This is a genomic window from Chitinimonas sp., assembly GCF_036568685.1.
Lineage (GTDB): Bacteria > Pseudomonadota > Gammaproteobacteria > Burkholderiales > Chitinimonadaceae > Chitinimonas.
This window is the reverse complement of record NZ_DATCSC010000070.1, coordinates 1-25,364: the sequence shown is the minus strand read 5'-3', so window position 1 is coordinate 25,364 and position 25,364 is coordinate 1. Positions and strand designations below refer to the sequence as shown.

General features: G+C 58.8%; 29 protein-coding genes and 2 pseudogenes. 14 read left to right on the top strand and 17 right to left on the bottom strand.

Annotated features, from left to right (window positions below; genetic code table 11):
* Positions 1 to 867: molybdopterin dinucleotide binding domain-containing protein (locus tag VIM95_RS10690; protein ID WP_331985445.1), on the top strand; the 867-nt coding region annotated here is incomplete at its 5' end.
* Positions 868 to 890: 23 nt separating this feature from the next.
* On the opposite strand, the gene VIM95_RS10685 is transcribed toward VIM95_RS10690, so the two are convergent.
* Positions 891 to 1,787, bottom strand: coding sequence for a substrate-binding domain-containing protein (locus VIM95_RS10685; protein WP_331985443.1), 897 nt, complete (start codon positions 1,785 to 1,787; stop codon positions 891 to 893).
* A gap of 619 nt (positions 1,788 to 2,406) precedes the next feature.
* On the opposite strand from VIM95_RS10685, the gene VIM95_RS10680 reads away from it, so the two are divergent.
* The gene (locus VIM95_RS10680; protein ID WP_331985441.1) at positions 2,407 to 4,347 is read left to right on the top strand and encodes a PKD domain-containing protein; all 1,941 of its coding nucleotides are present in this window, start codon (positions 2,407 to 2,409) and stop codon (positions 4,345 to 4,347) included.
* Between the two features lie 294 nt (positions 4,348 to 4,641).
* A complete protein-coding gene (locus VIM95_RS10675; protein ID WP_331985439.1) occupies positions 4,642 to 5,139 on the top strand; it encodes a hypothetical protein in 498 nt (165 codons plus the stop codon).
* Positions 5,140 to 5,414: 275 nt separating this feature from the next.
* Here the strand turns inward: VIM95_RS10675 and VIM95_RS10670 are convergent, their stop codons facing one another.
* From VIM95_RS10670 to VIM95_RS10625, 10 genes are all read right to left on the bottom strand, one after another.
* Positions 5,415 to 5,903: a hypothetical protein gene (locus VIM95_RS10670; RefSeq protein ID WP_331985437.1), complete on the bottom strand. Its 489-nt coding sequence runs from the start codon at positions 5,901 to 5,903 to the stop codon at positions 5,415 to 5,417.
* A 203-nt stretch (positions 5,904 to 6,106) separates the two neighbouring features.
* Positions 6,107 to 7,267 (bottom strand): zonular occludens toxin domain-containing protein, encoded by a 1,161-nt coding sequence (locus tag VIM95_RS10665; RefSeq protein ID WP_331985435.1) that lies wholly within the window; start codon positions 7,265 to 7,267, stop codon positions 6,107 to 6,109.
* A complete protein-coding gene (locus tag VIM95_RS10660; protein ID WP_331985433.1) occupies positions 7,267 to 7,578 on the bottom strand; it encodes a DUF2523 domain-containing protein in 312 nt (103 codons plus the stop codon). The genes VIM95_RS10665 and VIM95_RS10660 overlap by 1 nt, the downstream gene beginning before the upstream one ends.
* Positions 7,578 to 9,146 carry a virulence factor TspB C-terminal domain-related protein gene (locus tag VIM95_RS10655; protein ID WP_331985431.1) on the bottom strand — a complete coding sequence of 523 codons (1,569 nt, stop codon included), beginning with the start codon at positions 9,144 to 9,146 and terminating at the stop codon, positions 7,578 to 7,580. Before VIM95_RS10655 ends, VIM95_RS10660 begins: the two co-directional genes overlap by 1 nt.
* A 125-nt stretch (positions 9,147 to 9,271) precedes the next feature.
* A complete protein-coding gene (locus VIM95_RS10650; RefSeq protein WP_331985429.1) occupies positions 9,272 to 9,481 on the bottom strand; it encodes a major capsid protein in 210 nt (69 codons plus the stop codon).
* A gap of 12 nt (positions 9,482 to 9,493) precedes the next feature.
* Entirely contained in the window at positions 9,494 to 9,691 is a 198-nt protein-coding gene (locus VIM95_RS10645; protein WP_331985427.1) for a hypothetical protein, read from the bottom strand.
* A gap of 69 nt (positions 9,692 to 9,760) precedes the next feature.
* Positions 9,761 to 9,970 carry a hypothetical protein gene (locus tag VIM95_RS10640; RefSeq protein ID WP_331985425.1) on the bottom strand — a complete coding sequence of 70 codons (210 nt, stop codon included), beginning with the start codon at positions 9,968 to 9,970 and terminating at the stop codon, positions 9,761 to 9,763.
* 10 nt (positions 9,971 to 9,980) lie between these two features.
* The gene (locus tag VIM95_RS10635) at positions 9,981 to 10,313 is read right to left on the bottom strand and encodes a hypothetical protein (protein WP_331985423.1); all 333 of its coding nucleotides are present in this window, start codon (positions 10,311 to 10,313) and stop codon (positions 9,981 to 9,983) included.
* 64 nt (positions 10,314 to 10,377) lie between these two features.
* Positions 10,378 to 11,793 (bottom strand): replication initiation factor domain-containing protein, encoded by a 1,416-nt coding sequence (locus tag VIM95_RS10630; protein ID WP_331985421.1) that lies wholly within the window; start codon positions 11,791 to 11,793, stop codon positions 10,378 to 10,380.
* A gap of 157 nt (positions 11,794 to 11,950) precedes the next feature.
* On the bottom strand, positions 11,951 to 12,226 hold the full coding sequence (locus tag VIM95_RS10625; RefSeq protein WP_331985419.1) for a hypothetical protein: 276 nt from the start codon (positions 12,224 to 12,226) through the stop codon (positions 11,951 to 11,953).
* Between the two features lie 85 nt (positions 12,227 to 12,311).
* Here VIM95_RS10625 and VIM95_RS10620 point away from each other — a divergent pair, with 85 nt between their 5' ends.
* The 8 genes and pseudogenes from VIM95_RS10620 to VIM95_RS10590 all read left to right on the top strand — a co-directional run bounded on the left by VIM95_RS10620 (position 12,312) and on the right by VIM95_RS10590 (position 17,402).
* Positions 12,312 to 12,743: a hypothetical protein gene (locus tag VIM95_RS10620; RefSeq protein ID WP_331985417.1), complete on the top strand. Its 432-nt coding sequence runs from the start codon at positions 12,312 to 12,314 to the stop codon at positions 12,741 to 12,743.
* A gap of 172 nt (positions 12,744 to 12,915) precedes the next feature.
* Entirely contained in the window at positions 12,916 to 13,308 is a 393-nt protein-coding gene (locus VIM95_RS10615) for a hypothetical protein (protein ID WP_331985415.1), read from the top strand.
* 104 nt (positions 13,309 to 13,412) lie between these two features.
* Complete coding sequence (locus VIM95_RS10610) at positions 13,413 to 13,820, top strand: hypothetical protein (protein WP_331985413.1); 408 nt, start codon at positions 13,413 to 13,415, stop codon at positions 13,818 to 13,820.
* 59 nt (positions 13,821 to 13,879) lie between these two features.
* A complete protein-coding gene (locus VIM95_RS10605) occupies positions 13,880 to 14,110 on the top strand; it encodes a DUF2933 domain-containing protein (protein WP_331985411.1) in 231 nt (76 codons plus the stop codon).
* Positions 14,107 to 14,748 (top strand): isoprenylcysteine carboxylmethyltransferase family protein, encoded by a 642-nt coding sequence (locus VIM95_RS10600; RefSeq protein ID WP_331985409.1) that lies wholly within the window; start codon positions 14,107 to 14,109, stop codon positions 14,746 to 14,748. Before VIM95_RS10605 ends, VIM95_RS10600 begins: the two co-directional genes overlap by 4 nt.
* 11 nt (positions 14,749 to 14,759) lie before the next feature.
* Complete coding sequence (locus VIM95_RS10595; RefSeq protein WP_331985407.1) at positions 14,760 to 15,038, top strand: DUF5676 family membrane protein; 279 nt, start codon at positions 14,760 to 14,762, stop codon at positions 15,036 to 15,038.
* Between the two features lie 9 nt (positions 15,039 to 15,047).
* Positions 15,048 to 15,185, top strand: a pseudogene (locus VIM95_RS23385) (heavy metal-binding domain-containing protein); the annotation flags it as partial.
* The gene (locus tag VIM95_RS10590) at positions 15,183 to 17,402 is read left to right on the top strand and encodes a copper-translocating P-type ATPase (protein ID WP_331985447.1); all 2,220 of its coding nucleotides are present in this window, start codon (positions 15,183 to 15,185) and stop codon (positions 17,400 to 17,402) included. The pseudogene VIM95_RS23385 and the gene VIM95_RS10590, both read left to right, overlap by 3 nt.
* Here VIM95_RS10590 and VIM95_RS10585 read toward each other — a convergent pair.
* Positions 17,392 to 17,826: a nuclear transport factor 2 family protein gene (locus VIM95_RS10585; protein ID WP_331985405.1), complete on the bottom strand. Its 435-nt coding sequence runs from the start codon at positions 17,824 to 17,826 to the stop codon at positions 17,392 to 17,394. The two genes, VIM95_RS10590 and VIM95_RS10585, sit on opposite strands and share 11 nt — an antisense overlap.
* Positions 17,827 to 18,128: 302 nt before the next feature.
* Here VIM95_RS10585 and VIM95_RS10580 point away from each other — a divergent pair, with 302 nt between their 5' ends.
* On the top strand, positions 18,129 to 18,788 hold the full coding sequence (locus tag VIM95_RS10580) for a formylglycine-generating enzyme family protein (RefSeq protein WP_331985403.1): 660 nt from the start codon (positions 18,129 to 18,131) through the stop codon (positions 18,786 to 18,788).
* Between the two features lie 79 nt (positions 18,789 to 18,867).
* On the opposite strand, the gene VIM95_RS10575 is transcribed toward VIM95_RS10580, so the two are convergent.
* Positions 18,868 to 19,779, bottom strand: a complete 912-nt coding sequence (locus VIM95_RS10575; RefSeq protein WP_331985401.1) for a DMT family transporter — start codon at positions 19,777 to 19,779, stop codon at positions 18,868 to 18,870.
* 114 nt (positions 19,780 to 19,893) lie between these two features.
* Between VIM95_RS10575 and VIM95_RS10570 the strand changes: the two genes are divergently transcribed.
* Entirely contained in the window at positions 19,894 to 20,799 is a 906-nt protein-coding gene (locus VIM95_RS10570) for a LysR substrate-binding domain-containing protein (protein WP_331985400.1), read from the top strand.
* A 70-nt stretch (positions 20,800 to 20,869) separates the two neighbouring features.
* Here VIM95_RS10570 and VIM95_RS10565 read toward each other — a convergent pair whose 3' ends face one another.
* Together VIM95_RS10565 and VIM95_RS10560 are read right to left on the bottom strand one after the other, a co-directional pair.
* Positions 20,870 to 21,493: a chalcone isomerase family protein gene (locus VIM95_RS10565; protein WP_331985399.1), complete on the bottom strand. Its 624-nt coding sequence runs from the start codon at positions 21,491 to 21,493 to the stop codon at positions 20,870 to 20,872.
* Between the two features lie 34 nt (positions 21,494 to 21,527).
* Entirely contained in the window at positions 21,528 to 22,589 is a 1,062-nt protein-coding gene (locus VIM95_RS10560) for a SphA family protein (protein ID WP_331985398.1), read from the bottom strand.
* 570 nt (positions 22,590 to 23,159) lie between these two features.
* On the opposite strand from VIM95_RS10560, the gene VIM95_RS10555 reads away from it, so the two are divergent.
* Positions 23,160 to 24,473, top strand: coding sequence for a dicarboxylate/amino acid:cation symporter (locus VIM95_RS10555; RefSeq protein WP_331985396.1), 1,314 nt, complete (start codon positions 23,160 to 23,162; stop codon positions 24,471 to 24,473).
* 58 nt (positions 24,474 to 24,531) lie between these two features.
* Here VIM95_RS10555 and VIM95_RS10550 read toward each other — a convergent pair whose 3' ends face one another.
* Both VIM95_RS10550 and VIM95_RS10545 read right to left on the bottom strand, forming a co-directional pair.
* On the bottom strand, positions 24,532 to 24,996 hold the full coding sequence (locus VIM95_RS10550; protein WP_331985394.1) for a DUF2726 domain-containing protein: 465 nt from the start codon (positions 24,994 to 24,996) through the stop codon (positions 24,532 to 24,534).
* 165 nt (positions 24,997 to 25,161) lie between these two features.
* Positions 25,162 to 25,364: pseudogene (locus VIM95_RS10545) on the bottom strand (3-deoxy-8-phosphooctulonate synthase); the annotation flags it as partial.

Here is a 25,364-nt window from a genome sequence, read left to right as displayed (position 1 = left end):
GACCCCGAGCAGTGCTTCCCGGCCATGGGCAAATTGGACCTCAGCGTGCATGTAGCCACCAAGCTCAACCGCTCGCATCTGCTGGTGGCCAAGGAAACCTATCTGTTCCCATGCCTGGGCCGCACCGAGGTCGACATCCAGGCCAGCGGCCCGCAGTCGATCACGGTCGAGGATTCCATGTCCATGGTCCACGCCTCGGCTGGGAAGCTGGCGCCGGCTTCCGAGCATCTGCGCTCCGAGCCCGCCATCGTCGCCGGGATTGCCGCCGCGACCTTGCCAAGCAGCAAAGTGCCATGGGCCGAGCTGGTCACCGACTACGACAAGATCCGCGATCTGATCGAAAAGACGGTGCCGGGTTTTGAGCGCTACAACGAGCGCATTCGCCAGCCAGGCGGCTTTCGCTTGCCATTGCCACCCACCGAGCGGACTTGGGCGACGCCGGTCGGCAAGGCGGTCTTCTCGGTCTATGGCGGCGTGAAGGAAGATGCCGACGTGCTGGCAGGGCAGGGGGTACTGCGGCTCACCACGCTGCGTAGCCACGACCAGTACAACACGACCATCTACGCGCTGGACGACCGATACCGCGGCGTATTCGGCCGGCGTGACGTACTGTTCATGAACGAGGCCGACCTGGCTGCGCGCGGGCTGGAGCATGGTGATCTGGTCGACGTGGAAACCTTGCTGCCGGGCCGCAAGCTGCGCATGGAAAAGCTCACGGCCATTGCCTACAGCATTGCGCAGGGCTCGGTCGGTGCGTATTACCCGGAAGCAAACGTGCTGATTCCGCTGGACTACATCGATCCGGAGAGCGGTACGCCGTCGTACAAGTCCATTCCGGTACGGGTGGTGAAGGCGGGAGGGCTTTGAGGGGAGCTTGATTAAAGATTCATCTATTTGGTCAGGTATTGCACACCTGTATCCACAAAGCGATTTTGAATTGGTAGCTTTTCAGCTGCTTTTGCTGCCAATTTTACGGCGATGTATCCCATTTCGTATGGTCGCTGTACCACCAGACCATCTATTTCGCCGTTCTTGAGTGCAATGTTTAGCGTATCATTGGTATCGAATCCAATATGGATTAAGTGTTTATCGGTTTTCTCGTTACGCAAAGTAAGATATGCCGCCATTGTCGTCGATTCATTCGGCGTAAAAATACCGTCGATATGTCCTCGGTACCGCCTGATTGCATCGGCACAACGTTGCCGGGCAGCGCCTATGGAGGAACCCAAGTAGATGACATCAACGATATGCAAGCCTCCTTGAGCGGAAGTCTCAGTGAATCCTGCCGTTCGCATATCGGTTGATGCCACACCCTGTACTACCTGAAATACCAGGATATTTCCCTTGCCGTGCAGGCGATTGGCCATTTCTCTACCAGCCAGCTTGCCCGCCGCAACGTTATCGGTTCCAACAACCGCAACGACTTCTGCGCCACCGGGATCTCGGTCGATATAAATGGTGGGTATGTCTTGCTGCTTAAGCAGCGCCACATCGTGTGCACGTTCCTGGGTATCAGGAGCCAGGACTAGGGCCTTGCAGCCCATTTTTTTGAAGATATGGATCGCATTTCTTTGCGCTTCTTGTCGTTCTTCGTCCTTTGGTCCCCTGAAATAGATCGCAGTGGCGAGTTCCTTGCCTGCCGCATTTGCCCCCGCTTCTACATCAGACCAGAACTGATTACCACCTCCTGCCGGTATGACGCCTATGCAGTTCTGAGCGGCAACAAAGGTTGACAAGAATGCAATCAGCGTAAAAAGCAGTGTATTTATCCGATCAATACCAAGCATTGAAATTCCTCTGTGACAGTATGTCAGGTTGAAATTTTCAAAAACTCAAACAAGGAATTATGAGGCCCATATACCGACGCTGAAATAATGGGGTACGCAAGCATCCCCCTGCAAATCTCAGCTTAGACTGTCATCCTGGCTTAAGCAAAAGAGCCAGGGTATTGGTTCCAATACCCATTTATCCAGACTTTAAGGGCTTCCAGATGTCGCCCTCATCTTGGCGTCGTGTGGGCATCCCTCCGTGGAGCCGATATGGACCCAAGCCTAGCTGGTCGGTGTTGCCGCCTGCGCCGCCGCAGTTGCTCAACCGGCAGGACGACCAAGTGGCGTACCGGGTAGCCAGCGGCAGGAGCTTCACCAACATTTTCCGGGGTGCCAAGGGCGCCAGCCTTCCGGCGATATGGTCAGTCCTCAGGCCGTCGAAACCATCCGGTATATCAAAACTGGCATAGCTCGATTGCCGTTTTGTCATATGTCATCAGTATATCAATATTGTATAATATGCCATCGTCGTTCTGTGGCGGCGGAAGCAGGGCGGGCTGCCGAAGGTTTGTATGCCAAGCTAGGCTCGAATAGGTCTTAGCCGACGCGTAATGACTTGTGGGAGGTGGCTGCTCGATTGAATAAGCAGTTTTTTGGGGAACATAACGTGATTGCTTTGAAACCGACTCAGGCGGTATTGGTGTTGTCGCTTGGATTGCTGGCCGGATGTAACGGTAATTCGACGGGAGATCCGGGGCCAAATGGTCAATCTCCTTCTTCCCAAGGCGGATCACCTACGGCGGCCGGAATCCCAACCGCAAACGCGGGCGCCACGCAGTTTGCAAGCATCGGGCTGCTTGTGAAGCTCAATGGCAGTGGGCATACAGATGCCAACGGTCAAGTGGTTACGTTCAGTTGGTCCTTTGTAACCGTTCCCCAGGGCAGCAGCGCTTCCTTAGCCAACACAAATACACCGAACCCGACTTTTACACCGGACGTACCGGGTACTTATGTCGTGCAATTGGTCGTCAACGACGGCGCCCATAGCAGTGCGCCCAGCACGGTAGCGATCATCGTGCCTGCTGCGCAAACGCCGACACCGACACCGACACCGACACCGACACCGACACCGACACCGACGCCAACACCGACACCAACACCGACGCCAACACCGACGCCAACACCGACGCCAACGCCAACGCCAACGCCAACGCCGACACCGACCCCGACGTACACCATAGGCGGCACTGTTACGGGTCTGGCCAGCGGCCGGCAACTCACGCTGCTAGACAACGGGCGGGATTCGCTCGCGGTGACGGCTAATGGCTCCTTCCAATTCGCCACGCGTCTTCCTGCCCGCACGGCATACGCCGTGACTGTTGGTACGCAGCCTGTCGGTCAGACTTGTACCGTTGGGAATGGGGCAGGGCCCGCCGTTACGGGAAACGTGAGCAATGTGAGCGTGACTTGCACAAACTCAAGCAACGCCGGCGGCACCGGCTCGGCTGCCGCGTTGGCCAAGCGATTGGGTTTGCCAAACAGATTCCTGATCGGCCTGGGATCGGGGGGATCTGAGACGACACTGATTCAATCACAAGGATTAAAGCCGGACTTCTATGAACGGTACCTGGTAGGCATAAGTAGCCAGGGAGGGTGGACGACTTGGAATTCGCCATCAGGTGCATATGCCTCCTACGTTATGTCGCAAGCGGATTCCGTAGGCGCAGTGCCGATGTTTACGTTGTTCCAGTTCTCTGCTGACAACCTGAGCGATCTCACGTCGTTGAATACACCGGCGTACATGCAGGCCTACTGGTCTGATTTAATTACCCTTTTTAATGCCATCAATAAGTATGGCAAGCCGGTGTTCATCAACGTCGAACCCGACTTTTGGGGCTTTGCGCAAGCCGTAACCAATGGAAGCTATGGCGGGAACCCCACGAAAGTGCCGGCGGTGCTTTCAACCGACGCCGCCTGCTCTAATCTTCCGCCAAACCTGACTAGTTTCGCGCCATGCATGCTCAATCTTGCGCGCAAGCTTGCGCCCAAGGCGGCGATAGGATTTCCACCATCAGATTGGGGAGGATCATCGCTCGCGAGTGTGATTGCCTTTATGAACCAAAATGGCGCCGCCAAAGGCGATTTTATTGTGATGCAAACGACTGACCGTGACGCCGGTTGTCGTGAGCAGGCGAGTCTTACGCCTGCAACAGCTCAGGCCGATTGCGTTGGCGGGCAAGGCCCCTGGTATTGGGACGAAACCAATCAGACTCATCCGAATTTTCAGGACAATTTCAATATGGCCCTTATGTACCACAACGGGATTGGGGGGCTGCCCATCGTGTGGTGGCAAACCCCGTTTGGCGTGCCATCGGCGGCTCCTGGCGGGACGGCGGGTCATTTTCGAGATAATCGTGTGAATTATTTCTTGAAACATCCTGCTGAACTGGTTGCGGTTGGCGGCTTGGGAGTAGTGTTCGGCGCGGGCGCCGAAAATCAAACGACCCCAGCCACCGACGGCGGGCAGTACCAGAATCTGTCGATAAAGTACTTGGCCAACCCAGCGGTGCTTCCGTAAGTAGCCAACGATGTGGCCGATCTGTACAGCCAATGTCGCTGCAACAGATCGGCCCATGAATTCGCTAGCTTTGAAGTTATTGGTTCCTTGCGGATCGTCTGTAGATGTTACCCCAGCACCGGAATGCGCTGCACTTAATTTCGCATAATGTTTATTATGTCAAGTTGGCAAGACGGTGGGTACGTCGCTTGCGCGCAACACTTGGCTTGTCCCCGCTGCCTGCTTAACCTCGATGTTCCTCCTCCCCCTCCCTTCAATGCCCGGCTTTGCCGGGCTTTTTTGTGGAGCTTCACCGTGTTTCGCAACGTAAGACTGCCGTACTGCCCAGGCGTTAATCAGGCCGCCGTGGTGCATGTGGCTGGAGAATTTAAGGCGTACAAGTTGGCACGGCACTACAACGTGCCGTTGAACAAGATGAAAGCGTGGCTGGCCGGCGATGAGGCCATGCCGTTGATGCTCTACGAGCTGCTGGCGTTCCGGGTTCGTTGTGAACTGCCAGAAACGGCCGGCCTGTTCGCCGGCTGGAACATCGTCAACGGCGAACGCTTCACCGGACCAAACCTCGACCACAAAGGCGGCCTGCACTGGAGCGATATCGACCGCATGCCCGAGTTTCGTCGGGCTGACTCTGTCGCGACCAAGCAGGCAGACCTGATAGAGCGACTGATGAAGGAACGCGACTTCTACAAACGCCAATGCTGGCTAGAAACCCGGCATGGGCTTGTACTGCGGCAAATGTTTGACGGGACGTCGAGTGACCGAAAACCACCCAGGCAACAGCCCAACCTGTAGCACGTGACAGGCAGACCCGGCAGGCTTGCCGGGCGCGCCCGCGCGCGACCTGTCATGACAAATGATTTTCAGATTCCACCTTCCTAGTGGTCTGCAACAAACCGTTTGGCATATTTAGCCTGATCGAGCAGATCCTGCAGGAAGCCTGGCCAGCTTCGTTTTATGACAATGGTTTCACCTGGTTCGCGCCGGCGACGATCGATCGTTACCCATAATGCATAAAGCCGCTCATTGGCGGCTTTAACGATTTTCGTAACGCGTTACGTAATTGCCGTCTAGTGCGCAACCAAATCGTGATCGATCATGAAGAAGCACAGCTCACGCGCGCCACGCTCAATGTTCTCAAGCCTTGCGAGGGGCTCACCGTCAACGTAGCACGCACAGCCTCCCCTGCTCCGATCCGTACTCGATATGCAAGCCAAGCGATTGCCATACTTGCGTGAGATAGAACGTGCAATTTCAAGCCCCGTCAGAGCCCGAGGCGGCTCTACATAGGTAGGCGATACAGGTTGGATAGAACGAACCGGCTTGACTGGCGCAGCGGGCAAAAAATCATCAAAGCCTTGCACCGCCTTGGTAAAAGCGTGCAAGGCCATTTCAACCTGACGTTGCTGCTCATAACGCTCATAGGCAGAAACAACGATGCTGCCAAAGACCATTCCAGCGACAACAGCAGCAAATATCAACAAACCGCTCTTAGATTCACGCTTTTCCCGCAAAAGTTCTTCGTACTTACGCTTGTAAAAATCGTTATCAAATTCCAAGATATTCCCCTTATCCAAGCTGGAATATCGTAACACGTTACGTTATTGCACCCTGCCCCACCCTCTTCCGCTCCCTGTAAGCCTTCTGCTTCGCGGCTTGATTGGCATGAATACGCGGGCGACCGCGCTGGCTGACCTTGCCGAGCTGGTCGAGAAACAGGTCAAGCGTGGACTTGTCTTCTTTCTGCTTTGCCATCATCGCCTCACATGGGGTTAGGTGCTGGATTAGCCGGCATAGACGCCGTTACCTGGGATAAGGCAAGTGTGCCCTGGGGAACGTACTGCGCTGCCTGCTGGGGCGCTGCCTGGGACGGAAGTGGCTTGGGTTGCTGTGGCGCTACCTGGCCCGGTTGCTGGGTCGCTGAATGGGCCACAGCCTCAGTGCGCACCGGCTGGGTGTCGTCGAAGTAGCCATAGCGGACTATCTGTTTGCAGATCGGGTCCGGCATCGACGGCATGACCGTACCTTGCTGGGTGTAACAGGTACAGCGGTCGCCTTTGGCCGTCGCAATGCACGCCACAGGCTTAGGCGCTTGTGTAGGCTGCATTACCCCGTCGTAGTAAGGCGCGGTCGCTGGAAAGCCAGCAATACGCTCCTTGTGCGCGTCAAGGTACTCATCGGTAGTGAGGGTCTTCTTCTTCTCCGCCGCAGCCGGGGCGGACTTGTCCTCGCCGGCCGGCTTGGCCTGTTCGCCTCCCTTGGATTCCTCCTGGGCCTTTGCATCCGCCGCATGGCCGAAATGCGAGGTGCTATAGCGGAACCCGTACACACACAATGCGGCGATCAGCAAACACAGGGGAATGATGTAGACCTGCATTGGCAGCTTGCGCTTGATCGTGTGCAGCTCACTGGAGCGATACCAGCTATAGACCTCCTTCGGGTAGGGGAAGTTGTGCTTCTGGGCATCCTTGAATACCGACCTGGTACTAGGGTTGACGACCCTATTCCACTCATAGCAATTCGCAGACTCCATGCCGAACTTGCGCACCAGGTGGAAGTGCTGGCCAGCCAGATCGCGAAGCTGCGGATCTATCAAGTTCGGGTGCTGGGTGATCAGATAGACATCAAAACCCTTGTGCCGTAGGGTCTGAAACTCCTCGATATGCTTAGGCGGAACCTGACGAGTAGGACGGGTCGGGAAGCCGTTCTTTTGCGCCTCATCAATGACGATGATCGAGCCGGGCGGACATTCATACCATAGCTTGGGGTCCTCAAGCGGCAACCAGTCCAGGGTGAGTTCCGGAATGCCGTAATAGTAGACCTGCCGCGCCTCAGCCTTCGCACGCGTCTCGATATGCTTAAGCGCAAAAAGGCTCTTACCGTTGCCAGGGAGCCCCGTTATAAAGTGCAGCGGCGCAGTCATCAGCCCTTGCCCTTGTAGTAACTCGTCAGAAACTCACCAGCGCTGTTCAGCCCCTTAAGGCCCAACTTCGCCGCATACGCCGAAAAAACAATACTTATAGCGGTGCTAACACCGCACAAACCCAAAATTGCAAGAATGTCCGCAGGAACACCATTTAAAGCCTGCCTTATATAGCCTTTGGCCGCGTCTAAAGCAGCATCCGCACCCTTATAAGCAATAAAACCAATTCCAAGGGCAAGAAGAATGCGGCCAATCAAAGGCTTGGCCAAATCCAAAAGGAGCCCACCAAGCATAGCAAGAATGGCTGGCATTATTGACTACCTCCGAAAAAGATGCGCGCAGCTACAAGCCAAGCGCAAACTATTAACAAATATCGAATGTACTGAGCGCCCAAACAAACGGAGTCGTAACTAATAATCAACTCATGGCTAGAATTATTGAGTGTATAGGTAATCACCTTTGGAGCCGGGCAAGTGGCATTGCCTATAAACTCGCTATCGCTAATATTGTTAAATACTCCACTCAAATCCCTGGACTCTGCCGAGTTGGATGGCAATGCGGCCTCACCCTTATCATTGCCACTCAAAGCATTGTCACCTACCTTATAAAAAGCGTTATCTTTGTCGAACAACTCACAATTGCGCTTGTGTTGCTCCAATGCAATCGCGCATTGAACAGCATCACCTTTGCAAGTAAATCCACCACAAGCACCACCGAATTCGGACTTATTTTGACATTGGTCGGCTGTGGGATTTGCCTTACAAAAGTCGCTTTCATCCTTGCTGTCACCATTGCCGCCAGAACCAATGCACCGAATATCGTCAGGATTGTCCTTGCAATATTCTTTAGAAACATCATTTTTGACGCAATTGGATGCAAGAGGATTATTCTTGCAATATTCCGATTTGCTTTCGTCGTCTCCAGACTTACCGTCACCGACAACATCCTTTGGTGACTTGCACTCACCGTAATAGTTAACGGTACCGGCCGGACACGAAACGTCATCATCTTTTACAGCGCCGTTTTTAATGCACTTGCGCTGTGAACCCATCGTAATTTCACCAAAGCCGGTTTCACACTTTTCGCCATCATTAGGCGTGTAATCGCTTTTATGGTTCTGAGGCTTAGTATCTTCAACTTTACGGGTGTCAGGATTGCAAGGCACTTCCGTATATACAGCCCACGATTGTGGATTATTCTTATCCGTAAAATCACGCTTATATTGCACAGCACAACTGGCATAAACACCACCCTGCCTGTTCACAGAGCCGTCGGTATTCATGGAGCCAGATAAGGCGCAGGTAGCAGCATCACTAATAGCACCAGAGCGAGGGGGCAAGGCACTGCCAGTCGTAAGCGCAGACGCCAAGGCTTTCTGGCCCTTCAGTGAGTCGCAGGGCTTACGACAGCCACCCTTCCCATCTGCATTAGAACCAGCAGGGCATTTGCACTCACCATTATCCAGAATAAAAGGCACCTTACAGGAGGTTTCCTTTTTCTTACGGCATGATTGTTGACGATAATTATTGAGCCAAGCAAAAGACCAACCCGAGGCCGCATTACAAGAACCGGAAGCGGACTGTTGCTGAATAGGAACGCCCTCACCCTGTTTAATCTGCCTAGTCCACGTCCAACCATCATTCATGTAATCCACCTGCCCGTAGCTCCATCCTTTCGGCAGCGTGTAGCTACAAGGCGGTGTATTTTGCGTTGCTTCAGGATCAGCAGCGCCGCAACTTGAATTGCCCTGATTCACCCACCAGTTTGGCGAATAGATATAGATATATGCCGGGTCTTCATCCGCAAATGCGGCGAACGCAAAGGAAGATACCAAGCACAGCAAATTAATAATCAATATGCGACAAAGTGTTTTCATCATTCGCCGTCATCGCTGAATAAAATCCAAGCCGCACCGAGCATGGCAATAATCACAAAATACCCGTCCATACATCCCCCTAAGAAAAATGGGCCCCACGTGGAGGCCCATTTATCAGCTCAGGCCGTTTACATCGCGCCCTTGATCCACTTCCACGCCTTGGTAGCCACGGCCACGACCAGAACAGCAGCGCCAATCGAAGCGATGGCGACCTTGGCGAGGTCCATTTCGCCGGTCACAGCCGTGGTGTCGTAATTGGTAGCAGCGGCGAAAGCAGCCGAGGAGCCGACAGCGGCGACGACGGGAGCGAACTTGCGAGCGATATTGCGGAACTTCATGGTATTTCCTTTCTATTCAATGGTTCGACGGATTGATTTCCAGCAAAACGCGACCGCCCATACGGCAATAATCGCGAGGCTGATTTGAGCGCCGTCAGCCACGCTCAAATAAGTAAAACCCGCTGGTAATTCATGCGGTTTCAATAAGACATATTCGGAGCACTGATCCGGCGAGACATCAACAGCCGTAATCGTTCCGGATTGATTCATGCAAGCAGCCATATAGACCCCAAGGTATTTAATGCTGCCGACTCCAAGAATCGGCAGTGTTTAAATGCCCTACTGGTAAGTGCGCTTGATCCGAAGATCGTCGTGTTCCAGATAAAACGGGTAAATCAAGAAGTCGTGGGGGTCGAGCCACTCGGTCGCGGTGTCGAGGGCGTCTATCTCTGCGAGGAAGACACCCGCCTGTGCAATCAACTCCGTCGTGTCCACGTCCCCAGGCTCACGGCCGGGCTTGAGGAAAAGACCACGACGGATGGACTGCACCACCCAGACCTTAACGAGCTGCTTGGGCACCATCGGCAGCCGAGGCGGGCTTGGCCGAGGCCGCCTTGGGCTGATAGCCATGCACTACGGTTTTGGAGGTCTTGCCCGTGGTCACCAGTTCGAGGTCAAGCACGGCCTTGTGCGGGAATGGCAGCTTGGAGAACTGTGCGAAAACGGTGGAGGTACCAATCTGGTAGGCCTCTACGCCGGAGCCGACCGCCTCGCCGCGCGAGGTATCCAGCGGTTGCTCAACAAACACGCGGGTGTAGTCGTAGGTAGTGCCCTCGACTTCGCCCTTGCCCATTTTCATACCGATTACATTCACTTCTGCTTGAAAGCGCATTGCCATTTCCTCTTAGTGGGCTATTGGTCCCTTACCCCGGTCGCCCTTGCCGGGGGGACTGAAATCAGATCCCGAACGGGTAGTGCTTGCTTTGGGGTTCGGGGCCGTAGAGCAGGCGAGCCGGAACGGTCATCCATCCACCCTTTGCCAACAGCAACGGCTGTTGAATGGCTGCACCGTGATCGAAAAAGACTTCGTCGCTGAGCTGGCCGGTGGCACGCATGGGCGTCGTGTGGTCGGCTTCGTAGCTGCGGAAGGCCTTGGGGTAGCCGTCGCGAATCAGGGCCTCGACGACCTTGGCCGGGTCTTTCAGCACATCCATCATCAAATTGATGGCCCGACCTACTTGGTTCTTGGCCACATCAACCACATGCGTGTAGCTAGCCTCTGCGGTCTTGCGCTCGGTCTGGATACGCACTTGGGTATCAGCGAAGGGGTGCAAAGCGGCGTAGGCACCTGCGAAGTACTGACCCGGAAAAATCAGGCTGTTGAGCGGGATGACCCGGCACTTGTTGCCGAGCTGGACTTCATGACGCACCCATGGGTGGCTGACGTCGCCTTGTTCCTTGCCCTTTTCGTAACAGCGGTACAGCAGGCCGTTGTCCCGGCTGCCGACGTAGAGGGTCCGCCCTGCCCCATCGGGGGTGATCCAATCGCCGCGCAGCTCACAGCGGGGAGGCCGGCCGCCATTGGTGAACATGCCCGCGTGATAGGCCGCAAACATGTGGTCCGGTGTGACGTCACCGGCAAAGTCGTCGTGTGCGAGGTCGATTCGGGTAATACGGGGTTCAATGGCTACTTTGACAAGCCAGTCATGTAGGCGTTGTTCCCAGCCTTCATTGGCGGTTAGGCAGCCCTTGCCGTCGAGGTGCAATTGCACCGTGTCGTTGTTGCCGCCTATGCCGATATGACCGAGGCCATCGCCAATGGCGTAGCTGTGGAGGTAGTAGTTGCGACGACCTTGGAGCTTGCCGGTAATGGCCACGCCGAAGATTCGTTGGAAGGTTTCCATGAACGCGAGGATCAGGTCCTCATGGTGCTCGTCAGTACCGCCCAGACTGGAGCGGTTTAGCGGGGCCAAGTCCCGGAGGGTTTGGGCCGAAAACACCACGGACAAGGTATCGATCATGGCGCATTGACCGGTAGCGCTCGTATCGCGGACCGAGACAATCTTGGTCTTTCGTCCGTTCGTCACCAGCTCAACGGTTCGGACCTTTCCCCCCGTGTTACTAGTGGGGGAAGCCCCCGCCGCTGCGCTGTGCGTCCTCGCTGCGCTGCGGGCGGCCAGCGCCGCTGCCGGGCGTGCCGCGTCGTGGGCTTGGGCGCGTTCGAGCGAGAGCTTGATGATGGACTTGGAAGCGCCAAGAGTGCCTGCAATGACATGGGGCGGGACGACAGTAGCTGAAGCGGACTTGAGGTCTGCCGCAGCTTGCAGCAGAGCCGCCTCAAGACCCCGATGCGGAGAGGAGCGGCGAGCCATCAGTGCCACACCTTCGCGATTTGCCGAGCGAAATGGATGAGTGCGAGCAAGCTCAGCAACAGAACCGCGCCAGGCAAGACACCCCGGATGGCGCTAAGGAGGACGAACAAGAAGTGAGCTGCAAAGTAGAGCCAGCCCCAGATAGTTACGCGGCCCATCACTTAGCCCCCTCGACGAACTCAGCACCGCAAACGGTGCAGAGGAAGAAGGGCTTCACGACATCAGCCTGCACCGGCACAAAGCACAAAGGCTCACCGCAATCGAGGCAAGGACGCGCTAACGTGACCCGCTGCAAGTTTCGAGTAGCGACGGTCGTCAACTGATCGCCGTTTTCCGGCCATACAAGGCGACGCTGCTTGTTCTCGCCGTCCCACCACAGCGTGACGGAAGATGTGGGCTTGGCGGGGTGCTGCGGGGCTGACTGACGGGACATTTGTGTGTATCGTTCGCTCAACAAAAGTTGACCGAACTAAACCACACAACTTTTGTTGAGTCAACAAAAGTTGAGCGGAGCCGCCATGAAGATCAATGACGTACTAGACGAAGCGAAGCAAATTCTCGGCACCACCGAGGACACAAAGCTGGCCGCAGAAATGGGAACCTACCTTCAGCGGGTAACGAACTGGAGGAACAGCAAAGGCGAGCCAGACATCTACGCCATATGGCGACTGGCTGAAATCACAGGACGAGACGTGATGGAGATCATGGCCATCATCGAGGCGGAGCGCGAGAAGCGCCCAGAAGTGAAGGCCTTTTTTGAGAAGGTACTCGAAGCCGGGACCTACAAGAAGGTAGCCATTAGCGCACTAGCGGCGGGGCTTCTCTTCTCCCCTTTTGGCCTAGGCGGTGGCGACGCAAACGCTAGCACTTCGACCGAAGCTAGCAATGTTTATTATGTCAACCTGGACCCAGATAGCCAGAAGGTTGTTCAAACGCCTTGTAGGTATTGAACGAAGCCAGCCGGACTGTCGGTAATGATCGTGGTCTGGAAGCATCAGAACCAAGCGGGCTGTCCGCCCAGCCCTCCACGTACTCGCCGCGCTCTCGATGCAACCTTGATGCATGTCAAGGCTTGTTGCCAAGGCAGGGCTATATTGGCCACGACACCCATCGGAGTGCATCGTGAGCTGGTTCCGCCGACACCTTCAGACCCTAAGCTGCCTGACCCTGGCAGCATGGATGCTGGTGTTCGCGCTCTCCGCCGGGCTTGGCTGCCTGGCCTACGTCGACAACCATCATCCGCATGCTGGAATCTCGGCAGGAGTTCCCGACCATGACGCCGATGAATCAATGCCGACGGCAGTCTGCCAGGACCATTGCCAGCAGATCGCCTGGTCGGCCCCTCAGCTCTTCCAGCTCGACGTCTCGGTGCTGCTAGGCCTCGTTATTGTGACGATGTTCCTGGTCCTGCCGGCCCTCGCTGAGGCCAGCATGCGGCCGCAGCCGCCATCGGCGTCGCGCCGCTTGCCACCGCCGCTCCCCGTGCGGCTGCGCTTTACTCGCGCCAACAATTAGCCCCGTCTCGGGGCGGCCTTTGGCCGCCCGCCTTCGCCTTCGCCGTCGCCTGCATCCAGGCCCCGGCGCGCAAATCATTTCCCCAACCTTGATGGAGTCTCGCCATGAAAGCCACGCTTTCCACCCTCGTCGCGCTCGTGTTCGCCGTTGCATCGTTCTCTGCCTCGGCCAACGACGCTCACCATCCAGAGAAGTCACTGCCCGCTGCCAAGACGCGGGCCAAGCCTAACAACAAAGCGGCGGACGAACAGATGCAGAAGCTGCAGGCCGCCCGCGACAAGCTCGCCGCCGCCAAGACGCCGGCTGAGCGCCAGGCTGCCATGCAGGAAGGCATGCACGCCATGAAGGACGCCATGGCCATGATGAAGGACATGCACGGCGGCAAAGGCTGCATGGATATGTCCAAGGGCATGGGCAAGGACGCCAAGCCTGAAGGCAAGGGCATGATGGACATGATGATGCAGATGATGGACCAGGAGTCCTCGTCGATGTCGATGCCCATGGGCCAATGACGGGCGCTACCAACAAGCACCGGGGGCGGCTTGGCTAGTCCCCGGGCAAGGAGAAAACCATGGAACATGATTCGCCTCCCAGCCGGCATCGCTGGGTCTTCTGGTGTTTTGTCGCCATCGCAGCGTTTTTCCTGCTCACCGAGCACACGGTCCATGTACTGGGTGCCCTGCCCTATCTGCTGCTGGCCGCCTGCCCGCTGATGCACATATTCATGCATCACGGGCACGGCCATCACCACCATGGCACGCGCTCGTCAGTAGACGAGGGGCAAGAGGAGGACCGGAAATGAACCACGACGAATCCTCTTCCTACGGTCTGTGGTCGCTGGCTGTCATCAACTCGGCCATCTTCATCATCTTTGCCTTCAGCTTCACCAAGCCCAAGACGACACGGGACTGGCGCTCGTTGGGGATGTTCTCAGGCTTTTTGGCGGCCTTGTTCACCGAGATGTATGGCTTCCCGCTGACCATCTATTTGCTGCTGCCTTGGCTGACCAAGCAGTTTCCCGGTATCGATTTTCTCTCGCACGACAATGGCCACCTGCTGGAGGTGATGTTCGGCTGGCGGATCAACCCGCATTTCGGCCCCTTCCATCTGCTCAGCAATATCCTGATCTTCGGGGGTTTCTGGCTGCTGGCCGCCGCCTGGGACAAGCTCTACAAGGCGCAGACCACGGGCCTGCTGGCCGTCACCGGGCCATATTCACGTATCCGCCATCCGCAATACGACGCCTTCGTGATCATCATGTTCGGCTTCCTGCTGCAATGGCCCACCCTCATCACGGTCGTGCTGTTCCCCATCCTCGTCGCGGTCTACGCCAAGCTGGCCAAGCGCGAAGAGGTGGATATGGTCGGGCAGTTTGGCGAGACCTATCTTGCCTACCGCGAGCACACGCCCGCCTTCGTTCCCACCTTTGCCGACGATTGAAGGAGGCGATCATGTCTACCTCTTGGAAAACCGGACTTGCCCTAGCCATCACCATGGCGTTTTCGTACACAGTCTGCGCTGTCCTGTACGCGCTCTGGCCAGCGCAGGGCATCGCCTTTCTCAACGCACTCTTCCATGGCCTGGATTTCGGCAGGCTGGCCTTGGATGGCGCCACGGCCTTCACGTCCGGCCGCTTTGCGGGGCCGTTGGTGGTTCTAACCCTCTGGGGCTTCATCGTGGGTACCGTGTTTGCCTGGCTGTATGGGCAACTGAACAGCTGCAAGCCCTAGGAGGCACAGATGAACGACCCGCACGCCCACCACGCACATCACGCCATGCCAGCCGAAGTTGACCTGGGGACTCCGGCTCGCTTTACCTGTCCCATGCACCCCGAGGTGCAGTCCGACCAGCCTGGCACCTGCCCGAAGTGCAAAATGGCGCTCGTACCAATAGGGACTGCCCCCGCGCATACGATGCATCATGGCGCCCATGCGCACTCGGCTGCCTCCGCACCCAAGCCGGCGGCGCAACCGGCAGCCGGATCGACGGTTTACACCTGCCCGATGCATCCGGAAATACGACAGGACCATCCCGGCAGTTGCCCCAAATGCGGTATGACCCTGGAGCCGGTCGTGCCTGCGGCGGTGGAGGAAGACAATCAGGAACTGCGCGACTTCACACGCCGCTTCTGGTGGACGTTACCACTGACCGGCATCGTCACCGCGCTCGCCATGTTCGGCCATGACCTCGGCTTGATGGCGATCGGCACGCAAACCTGGGTCGAGTTGGTGTTTTCGCTGCCGGTCGTACTGTGGGCTGGCCTGCCATTTTTCCAGCGCGGGTTGCAGTCGGTTGTCCATCGCAGCCCAAATATGTGGACGCTGATTGGCCTCGGCACGGGGGCCGCCTTCTTATATAGCCTTGCCGCCAGCTTAGCGCCTGCATGGTTTCCGGCCTCCTTCCGTAGCATGGGGCGCGTCAGCGTCTACTTCGAAGCTGCCGATGTCATCATCTCGCTCACCCTGCTCGGCCAGATGCTGGAGCTGCGCGCCCGCTCGCAAACTTCGGCCGCCATCAAGGCCCTGCTGGGGCTCGCGCCCAAGACCGCTCGCCGGGTGCGCGACGACGGTAGCGACGAAGACGTACCGATTGCCGAAGTGCAGGCAGGCGACCGGTTACGCGTGCGACCGGGTGAGAAAGTGCCGGTAGATGGCGTGGTACTCGATGGCAGCAGCGCCGTGGATGAGTCGATGCTGACGGGCGAGCCCTTGCCGGCGGCCAAGCGGCCGGGTGACAAGGTCATCGGCGCGACCTTGAACGGCAGCGGCGCCTTGGTGATGCGGGCTGAACAGGTCGGCAGCCAGACCGTACTGGCCCAGATCGTGCAGATGGTCGCCGCGGCACAGCGCTCCAGAGCACCCATGCAGCGCATGGCCGATACCGTAGCAGGTTATTTCGTGCTGGGAGTGGTGGCGGTCGCTCTCGCCACCCTGTTCGCCTGGGGGTTCTTCGGTCCACAACCCAGTTGGTTGTACGGTCTGCTCAACGCGGTGGCGGTCCTCATCATCGCCTGCCCTTGTGCGCTGGGGCTCGCTACGCCCATGTCGATCATGGTGGCGACCGGCCGTGCAGCCGGCCTGGGGGTTTTGTTCCGCGATGCGGCGGCGATCGAACGGCTACGAGAGGTCGATACCCTGGTGGTGGACAAGACCGGCACCCTGACCGAAGGGCGGCCGGCGTTCGAGCGCTGTCTGGCGATGCCAGGCTGGACCGATGCGGATGTCCTGCGCCTGGCGGCAAGCCTGGACCAAGGCAGCGAGCACCCACTGGCCGATGCCATCGTGCATGCTGCACGAGAAACGAACCTGCCCCTGCTGGCCGTTGAGGATTTCGAATCGGCCAGCGGTATCGGCGTGCGTGGGCGGGTCGAGGGCCGCGATCTGGCTTTGGGCAATCGTGCCTTCATGGCCCAACTCGGGGTGCCAGTGGATGCATTGGGGCCTCAAGCTGAAGTGTTGAGGCTGCAGGGCGCCAGCGTCATTCAGTTCGCTGTAGACGGCAAGCTTGCTGGGCTGCTGGCCGTATCCGACCCGATCAAGGCCAGCACGCCCGATGCGCTCGCCAGCTTGCGGGCTGCCGGTATCCGCGTGGTGATGGCGACTGGCGACGGGCAGACCACCGCGCTGGCGGTGGGCAAGCGACTGGGTATCGACGAGGTTCATGGGGAAGTGAAGCCCGCAGACAAGCTCATGCTCGTGGAAAAGTTGCAAGGCGAGGGACGGATCGTGGCGATGGCAGGGGATGGCATCAACGACGCGCCCGCACTGGCACGGGCCGATGTCGGCATTGCCATGGGCACGGGTACCGATGTCGCCATGCATAGCGCCCAGCTGACGCTGGTAAAGGGTGACCTGCGAGGTATCGCCGCCGCACGCGCCATCTCGGTCTCGACCGTGGCGAACATGCGTCAGAACCTGATGTTCGCCTTGCTCTATAACGCGCTGGGCGTACCTATCGCGGCCGGCGTGTTGTACCCGTTCACGGGCTGGCTGCTCTCACCGATGATCGCGGCGCTGGCAATGAGCCTGAGTTCGGTATCGGTGGTGACCAATGCCCTACGGCTACGCCGGCAGGGCGGCGGCTCTACTTCTTGAGCAGGTGGGACGACCAGTGAATATGCGCGATGCGCCACTCGCCGCCCACCCGCTTGAGCACCATGGTTTCGGTGCCCGCATAGCGCTTGGGCTGCTTGCCGGAGAGGTCCAGGGTTTCGCTCTCCGACGTGACGACCGCCATGTCGGGCGATTCGACGGTATCCAGCCGCTTCAAGCTCGTCTTGCTCTTGCGGGCGTAAACGATGTCCTCTGGCAGGTGGTGCGCGGCGTATTCGGCCCGCGTGGCCTCTACATGGCCGGATTCGTAGATGCGTACTTCCGGTAATAGCAAGGCTTCAGCCTTGGCTTGTTCGCCATCGGATAACGCAGCATGAAACGCTTCGACGACCTTGGCAGGTGGGAGCGTCTCGGCCTGAACGGCCAGGGCCAATGCCGCAGCGAATAAGTGAGGGAGAAAACGCATGCGATGTAATCCTGAGCGCGTAATGCTTGTTGAACTGAACGAACGGGTACCGTGCTAGGGCGTGATTATTCTGTCACCAAGTGATGGTGCAAGAGAAAGCTGACAAAAATGTAATCGGTGCGTTTTCCATTTCCGTCTCCAGGACGGCCCTGCGCGAGGCGCATCCGGCCATGTCGGTTGGGGCGAGCATGCTATCGCTGGCGACTGCTTTGCGATGCTGGTTAGGGTGGTGTATATCACTGCCCATCCCAATCATCGTCGTGGAGAGCATGGAACAGTTGTCTGAGCGATTTGAGCTGCAAATGATCGAGCTTCCCAAAGGCGCCATCGCCATGCGGGACGATAGAACAGGACGGAACTGGAGCCAGGTGCTAGCTCCTTTTGCAATAGGTCGCTATCCCGTCACCCAGGCACAGTACGCCGAGCTGACCGGCCTCAATCCCTCGTCTCATATTGCTGCGCTGTGTCCGGTGGAGAGCGTCTCCTGGCTCGATGCGGTTCGATTCTGTAACCTGCGCTCGCTATCCAGCGGCCTGTCCGCCCGCTATGTGCTGCTAGAGGATGGCAGCGGCGCCGAGCTGTTACCTGGCACAAACGGCTATCGACTGCCCACCGAAGCCGAGTGGGAATATGCCTGCCGTGCCGGCACCCAAGGGCCGCGCTACGGCTCGCTCGACGATATTGCCTGGTATGCCGACAACTCGGGTGGCCACCCACAGCAGGTTGGCCGAAAGCAGGCCAACACCTGGGGCTTGCACGACATGCTGGGTAATGTGTGGGAATGGTGTGCGGATCAGTACGATCCGGAGGTCTATGGCACGTACCGGGTGTTTCGTGGTGGCGGATGGTCTGATGCCGAGCGGGGTTGTCTGGCAACCAACCGGCGGCGTAGCCACCCGACCTTTGCGATAGACGATCTGGGCTTCCGGCTGGCCCGCTCGCTGGACCTGGCGAGCGGGTAGACCGCGCCCCGTCGGTGGTGATCAGCCCACGCAACACCTTCGTTGTGCATGCAAGCAGGGTGCTGTTCTGGTGCCAGGGTCAGCGCGAGATCCGCGTCCAAGCTATCACCGCGCCGCGCCAACGCCATGTCCACTTCAGATTCGGCTCAAACAGCGCAATCAAAATCCCCGCGGCTAGTACTGCGCTCCCCAGCCAGAACTGCGGCCCCAAGGTCTCGCCAAACATCAGCCACCCAGCCATGGGGCCGACCAGCAGGCCGGCGAAACTGCCGGTCTCGGCGATGGTGGCGTCGGCGGTACGGTAGCCGATCACGAAGCACAGCATGCAGCCGACGTTGACCATGGCGGTAAGGCCCAGCAAGGCCCAGCCTGTCATGGTGAAATCCGGCACGGTGAAGCCGGCCAGGAGGCCGAACATCGTAGCTTTACCGGCGTAGGTCCACCAGACGATGGCCAGCGGGGTCTCGGTCTGGCCCTGTTTGAGCAGCACGCCCAAGAGTGCGTCGCTGATGGCGCAGGCCAGGGCGACGAAGACCGCCAGGTTCACGCCCTGGCTGACATCCGGACTCGCCACCAGCCAGACGCCGGCAAAGCCGACCAGCACACCCAGCCAGCGCATGGGGCGGACGGCCTCGCCCAGGAACAGCATGGCCAGCGGGATGAGCCAGATAGGCGTGGTGAGCTGGTAGACGGTGATCTCGCCCAAGGTGAGGTGCTTGAGTGCGTACAGGGTGCCAATGGCCGAGAGCGTGTTGAACAGCGCCCGTAGCGCATGCAGCCAGGGCTTGCGGGTACGGATGGCAGCCGCCCGGCGGCGCAGTGCCCAGGGGGCGATCAGGGCCAGTACCGCCAGGCAGAGCGGCCACATCAGCGCCTGGCTGTCGTATTGCCGGCCGAGTTGTTTGAGCAGGCCGTTGACGATGGCGTAGCAGCTCATGCCGGCGACGACCCAGAGTACGGCCAATATATTGTTGTACTGTGCTTTACGCATGGCTGACCACGCAAGGTGTAGATGGAATGGCCCGAGCATAGGGCTTGGTAGCTGGCTCGACTAACGCCGAATTTGCATGCAAGCTATGCAACAAACGCATAGCTTGAGATTGCCATGAAACGTCTGCCCCCGCTCGATGCCCTGCACGTATTCAGCGTGGTTGCCCGTAGCGGCAGCATGAGCCGTGCAGCGGAGGAGCTGCACGTCACCCAGAGTGCTGTCAGTCGCCAAGTTGCGCAGCTGGAGGAATTTGTGGGCCAGCCCTTGTTCCTGCGGCAGGCGCGCGGCATTGCGCTCACCGTGGCGGGTAGCCGCCTGCTGCTGCCGGTGGAGCAGGCCTTCAGCGAGATACGCCGTGCGGTGGATGGTTTGAGCCAGCGACCGACCGACCTCAAGATCAAGCTCCCCCCTACCCTCGCCTTGCGCTGGTTCCTGCCGCGCCTGCCGGACTTTCAGCGCCAGCACCCGGAGATCGAGGTGCGCATGAGCACCTCCTCATTCAGCGAAGTCGCCTTCGAGCGGGAAGACTTTGACGCGGCCATCATTGGCTGTATCCAGCCACCGGATGATTGCTACTGCGAGCCGCTGTTCTGGGAGGAGCTCACGCCGGTCTGCGCGCCGCAATTAGCCGAGCGCCTGAGGCAGCCGGCCGACCTGGCGCAGGAGACCCTGATCCACCTGAGTCCCGATCACGCGGATTGGCGCAGTTGGCTGATACTGGCGGGTGTTCGTCACCCTCAGCTGCAGGCGGGGCCGAGCATCGAGGTGGTGGATATGGCGGTGAATCTGGCGGCGCAGGGGCACGGCATCGCCATTGCCGACCCGCTCTTGATTGCCGAAGATCTGCGTTGTGGCAGGCTGGTCGCACCCTTTCGGCAATTCATGCTGCACACCAACTATCTCTACAGCTTTGCCTGCCCGCGCAGCCGGCGGCAGGAACCGGCTATTGTGGCGCTGCGTGACTGGCTGCGGCGGGAGATCGACCTGTCGGCCGCGGCCTGCCAAGCCGCTGCCAACTGAGCCCCCAGCGCTACAAACGCAAAAGCCGACCCAGGGGCCGGCTTTTGTCACCATCAGATGGCAAGTCCGATCAGCGAGCCGCCTCGCGCATGCTCTTGGAGGTGCCTAGCAGATTCTGGCGCAGCTCGGCCGGGGTACGGGCACCGATATACATACGCAGGAAGATGCGGCCCATCAGCTCGCTGGTGATGTAGCGGGCCTTGGTCTCCGGCACCAGCAGCGGCGTGCCGTTGATCGAGGCTGCCAGGCCCTTGCCTGGGATGATGTCGATGGTGACTACATCGCCCTTTTGCAGCTTGCGCAGGGAGTTGTAGATGGAGCCCATCTGGAAGGTTTCGGTGATCAACTGGTTGAATTCGTCGCGGCTGGCGGCCACTTCGAAATCTGAAAGGAAGTAGCGCGAGGCCGTGGCGCCGGAGATGTCCTGCAGCATGATGAGCTGGATGCGCTTGGGACCAGCCAGCTTTTCGACGTCTTCCAGCGTGCTGGCCTTTTGCACCAGGTAGACGCCGGTGGTGTCGACCTTGTTGTAGCCGCGCTTGCGCCAGCCCACACCATTGAGCTGTAGCTTGGTGCCTTCCAGGGTGATGGTTTCCTCGAAGCTGGTGCCTTCGATCTCTACCGCCGCTTGAACGGAGAGTGCGGCAGACAGGGCCAGCAGCGTCAGCAGGGAGCGTTGCAATAGACGAGTCATCGTGGGATTCCTTGGCTAGTCTGAGCCGGCTGGCTTAGAAGGGCTTGGTGAGGTTCAGGACGAAGGTCGTACCTTCAGGCCGGTCCTTGGCACCGAACTCCTGCAAGATGCGACCGTCCACCAGGTAATCACCGCCGCCTTGCAGGTAGGCGAACTGCAGGCCCAGGCCGTAGACATGGCCCTTGTTGCCAAAGGTCAGGTTCTGGCGAGCCAGTACGGCCGGGTCGGTCGGGGTTTCGCTACGGCTGTCTTCGGTGGTCTGGACCACGGCGTAGCCCGCTACACCGACGCGCCATTCCTCGCTGACGGTCTTCATCAGCGCGAGGTCCGTGTTGAAGTAGTTGCCGGTGCGGAAGTGCGTGTCCTTGTTGCGGCTGTTGATCGCCAGCGAAGCACGTGCGCCGATATCCCAGCCGTCGCCGATGTAGCTGTACTGGATCAGCGGGCGGAAGGTGTAGAAGTTGCCACTGCCGGGGTTGGCAGCCTTGTTTTCGTCGTACTTGCCGGTCGGCAGCACAATGGCGGGCACGAACATCCACTGGCTGTTGTCGGTAGCCCAGCGCAGCATGGGGGCGAGTTCCAGGTCGCCGAGGCCGGTGCTGCTATTGGTGTTGACGCTGGCTATGCCTTGCGCGCGCTGCGTCGCGGCGGCGCGGACGATGGGGTCCAGCGCATCGAGGCCGGCCGGGGTGATCTGGTTGTCCACGCGGCCGACGGCCACGGTGGTCTTCTTGCGCAGGATAGGCAGCAGCGCGGTAAAACCCACTTGGGCACCCATGAACTGCGTGTTGCTCATATAGCTCAGGCGAGCCAGCACACCGGCGGCTTCCACGGTGATCTTGTTGTCGATGGTGACATTGGCGAGCGAGCCGGCCGGGGCACCCAGGGGCGACAGCGAAATCTGCTGGTGGGAATCGTGATGGATGCTGCCGCGGTAGCGATAGATCGGGGTCTGCACGACCCAGCCGCTTTCGTAAGGGGCCGACATATCCGCGCCGCCAATCCCCGGTGCATAGCGCAGGTCGTAGTTTTCGCTGGCGTAGGCCGCGGCGGGAATGGCAATAATCAGTGAAGCTATCAGGGTAATGCGCATCATGGTCTTTCTAAGCAAATTCACCCGCACCGCGGATTGATCACACGCAGATAACGTGGCAAATGCGAAATAGAGCAATTGCTTTATTCGTAATTGGTTTGTAGGTAGGTTCCAGCCCGAACTCAAGCAAACGCCAACAACAAAACCCTTCTGGTGTTGTTGGCGACGCTAAGGCTCAGTGCGCTGGCGACCATTTGTGTTCGCATGCGGCGGCTCTGGTTCTCTTCGCCATGCCGGGTTCGGCGTAGCAGCTGTTCCGCTGCGTTTTGGCGTGCCACTTGGGAGGCTTGTTGGGCAGCCGCAGGGTGTGTGTGCGGGTGCCGTGTCGACCAGGACTCGTGCGGAGCCACATGACGGCCAGACGGCAACGGCTAGTCTGGCGGTGCTTGGATAGGGGCGCGATTGTAACACCGGGGTAATCTTTTACCCAGCAGGCATAAATACCATTTGGCAGTCGGCCGCTACGCTGGCTTTTACTGATGTGGTTGGCCGTATGGTGGTCGGCAACAATTGCCGCCGAGGGGTGGTGGCTAGAGTATGGGCTCCAGTATCCCCCTGCTGGAGCCCTCCCCCATGAAAAAGCCCTTCTATCGCATCCTGTACGTACAGGTGCTCTTTGCCATTGCTGCCGGTGTTCTGCTCGGGCATTTCGAGCCCAAGCTGGGGGTGGATCTCAAGCCGCTGGGCGACAGCTTTATCAAGCTGATCAAGATGATCATCGCGCCGGTGATCTTCTGTACCGTGGTGGCGGGCATTGCCGGCATGCAGGACATGAAGAAAATCGGCCGGGTGGGCGGTAAGGCCCTGCTCTATTTTGAAGTTGTCTCGACCATTGCGCTGGCGATCGGCCTCCTTGTGGCCAACGTGGTCCAGCCAGGCAAGGGCTTCAATGTCGACATCACCAAGCTCGATACCAGTGCGGTGGCCAAGTTTACCGAGAAGGCTCAGTCGCTCTCGACCGTCGACTTCCTGACCAATATCATCCCCACGACCTTTGTGGATGCCTTTGCCAAGGGCGACATCCTGCAGGTGCTGTTGATCGCGGTACTGTTTGGCTTTGCGCTCTCTGCCTTGGGCGAGCGCGGCAAGCCCATGCAGCAGGCGATCGAGCGTCTGTCCGAAGTCATCTTCGGCATGGTTAATATGATCATGAAGTTCGCCCCCATCGGTGCCTTCGGCGCCATGGCTTTCACCATCGGCAAGTACGGCATCGATTCGCTGCTGCCCATGGCCAAGCTGATGGGCACCTTCTACCTGACCTGTGGCTTGTTCGTGCTGGTCGTGTTGGGTCTGATCGCGCGGGCGACGGGTTTCTCCATCATCAAGTTCCTGGTCTACATCAAGGAAGAGCTGCTGATCGTGCTGGGTACCAGCTCGTCGGAGAGCGCCCTGCCCAAGCTGATGCAAAAGCTGGAGCGGATGGGCTGTGCCAAGCCGGTAGTGGGCCTGGTGGTACCGACCGGTTACTCCTTCAATCTTGATGGCACCAATATCTATATGACCATGGCGGCACTGTTTATCGCCCAGGCCACCAACACCGATCTGACCCTGGGCCAGGAACTGGCCGTGCTGCTGGTGGCCATGCTGACCTCCAAGGGGGCATCGGGCATTACCGGCGCGGGTTTTATCACCCTCGCCTCCACCTTGGCCGTGGTGCCCTCGGTACCGGTCGCCGGCATGGCACTGATCCTGGGCATCGATCGCTTTATGAGTGAGTGCCGTGCCCTGACCAATATCGTGGGCAACGGCGTGGCTACCGTGGTGGTCTCAAAGTGGGAGAAGTCGCTGGACGAGGCGCAGATGCACGCAGCGCTCAATGGCGAGCTGCAACTTCAGGTGGAAGAGAAAAGCGCTGTGGCAGAGCCAGTGGTTCCGGCTGCGGCATAGTACAAACGGCGCGGCCTGAGCCGCGCCTTGCTCGACGGAATGTATTGAACGCGGCAGCCTAGATCAGGGCTGCCGCAATCGTATTGAGTTCCGGCATGGTCTGGGTGTTCCAGCGGATCAGCTTGATGCCGGCTGTGGCCAGGATCTCGGCCTTGGTGTTTTCATTCTGGTTGTCAGCGGCATCAAGCACTACGGCGGCCACGATCTGCATGTCTTGATCGCACACGAGATAGTCCACGCTCAAGTGGTGTATATGGCCATACCAGGCCGCGTCGCTACCGGGCTTGAGCGAGAGAAAGCGTGCCAGGCCGACTTGTGGCATGACGATATGACCAGGCAGCGAGTCGAGCAGCCGCACATGGAACTCGCGCTGCGATTCGGACAAGGGCTGGCGGGCTTCGAAGGGCCAGGGCCCCTGAGGAAGCGAGACGCTGGCGGTTGGGGGCGTGCTGGATTTCTGCCGGTTGGCCATGGCGATGATGGTAGCAACGAGCAGAACGATGATGATGGCGGCAAAGGCCATGGACTTCCCCTAAAGACTTTGGATTGCTGGACGCCCTCGGCGCGAGGGGGGCGGGAGGATACCAAAATCGTCAGGTCCGTAGCGGGAAATTGCAGCAGGAAGGGAGCGGGCAGAGGGAACCCCCTGCCCTGCTGGGCTCCCTCCCGGACGGGAAGGAGCGAGGGGTCAGGCCGGGATATTGAGTGGCGGGAAGGACTTCACTAGGTCGTCGATGGCCTTGACCTCGCTCAGGAAGGGTTCCAGCAGATGCAGTGGTAAGGCACTTGGGCCGTCGCACTTGGCCTGGGCCGGGTCCGGGTGGGCCTCCAGGAACAGGCCGGCAAGGCCCAGCGCCATGCCGGAGCGGGCCAGTTCGGCTACCTGCGCAC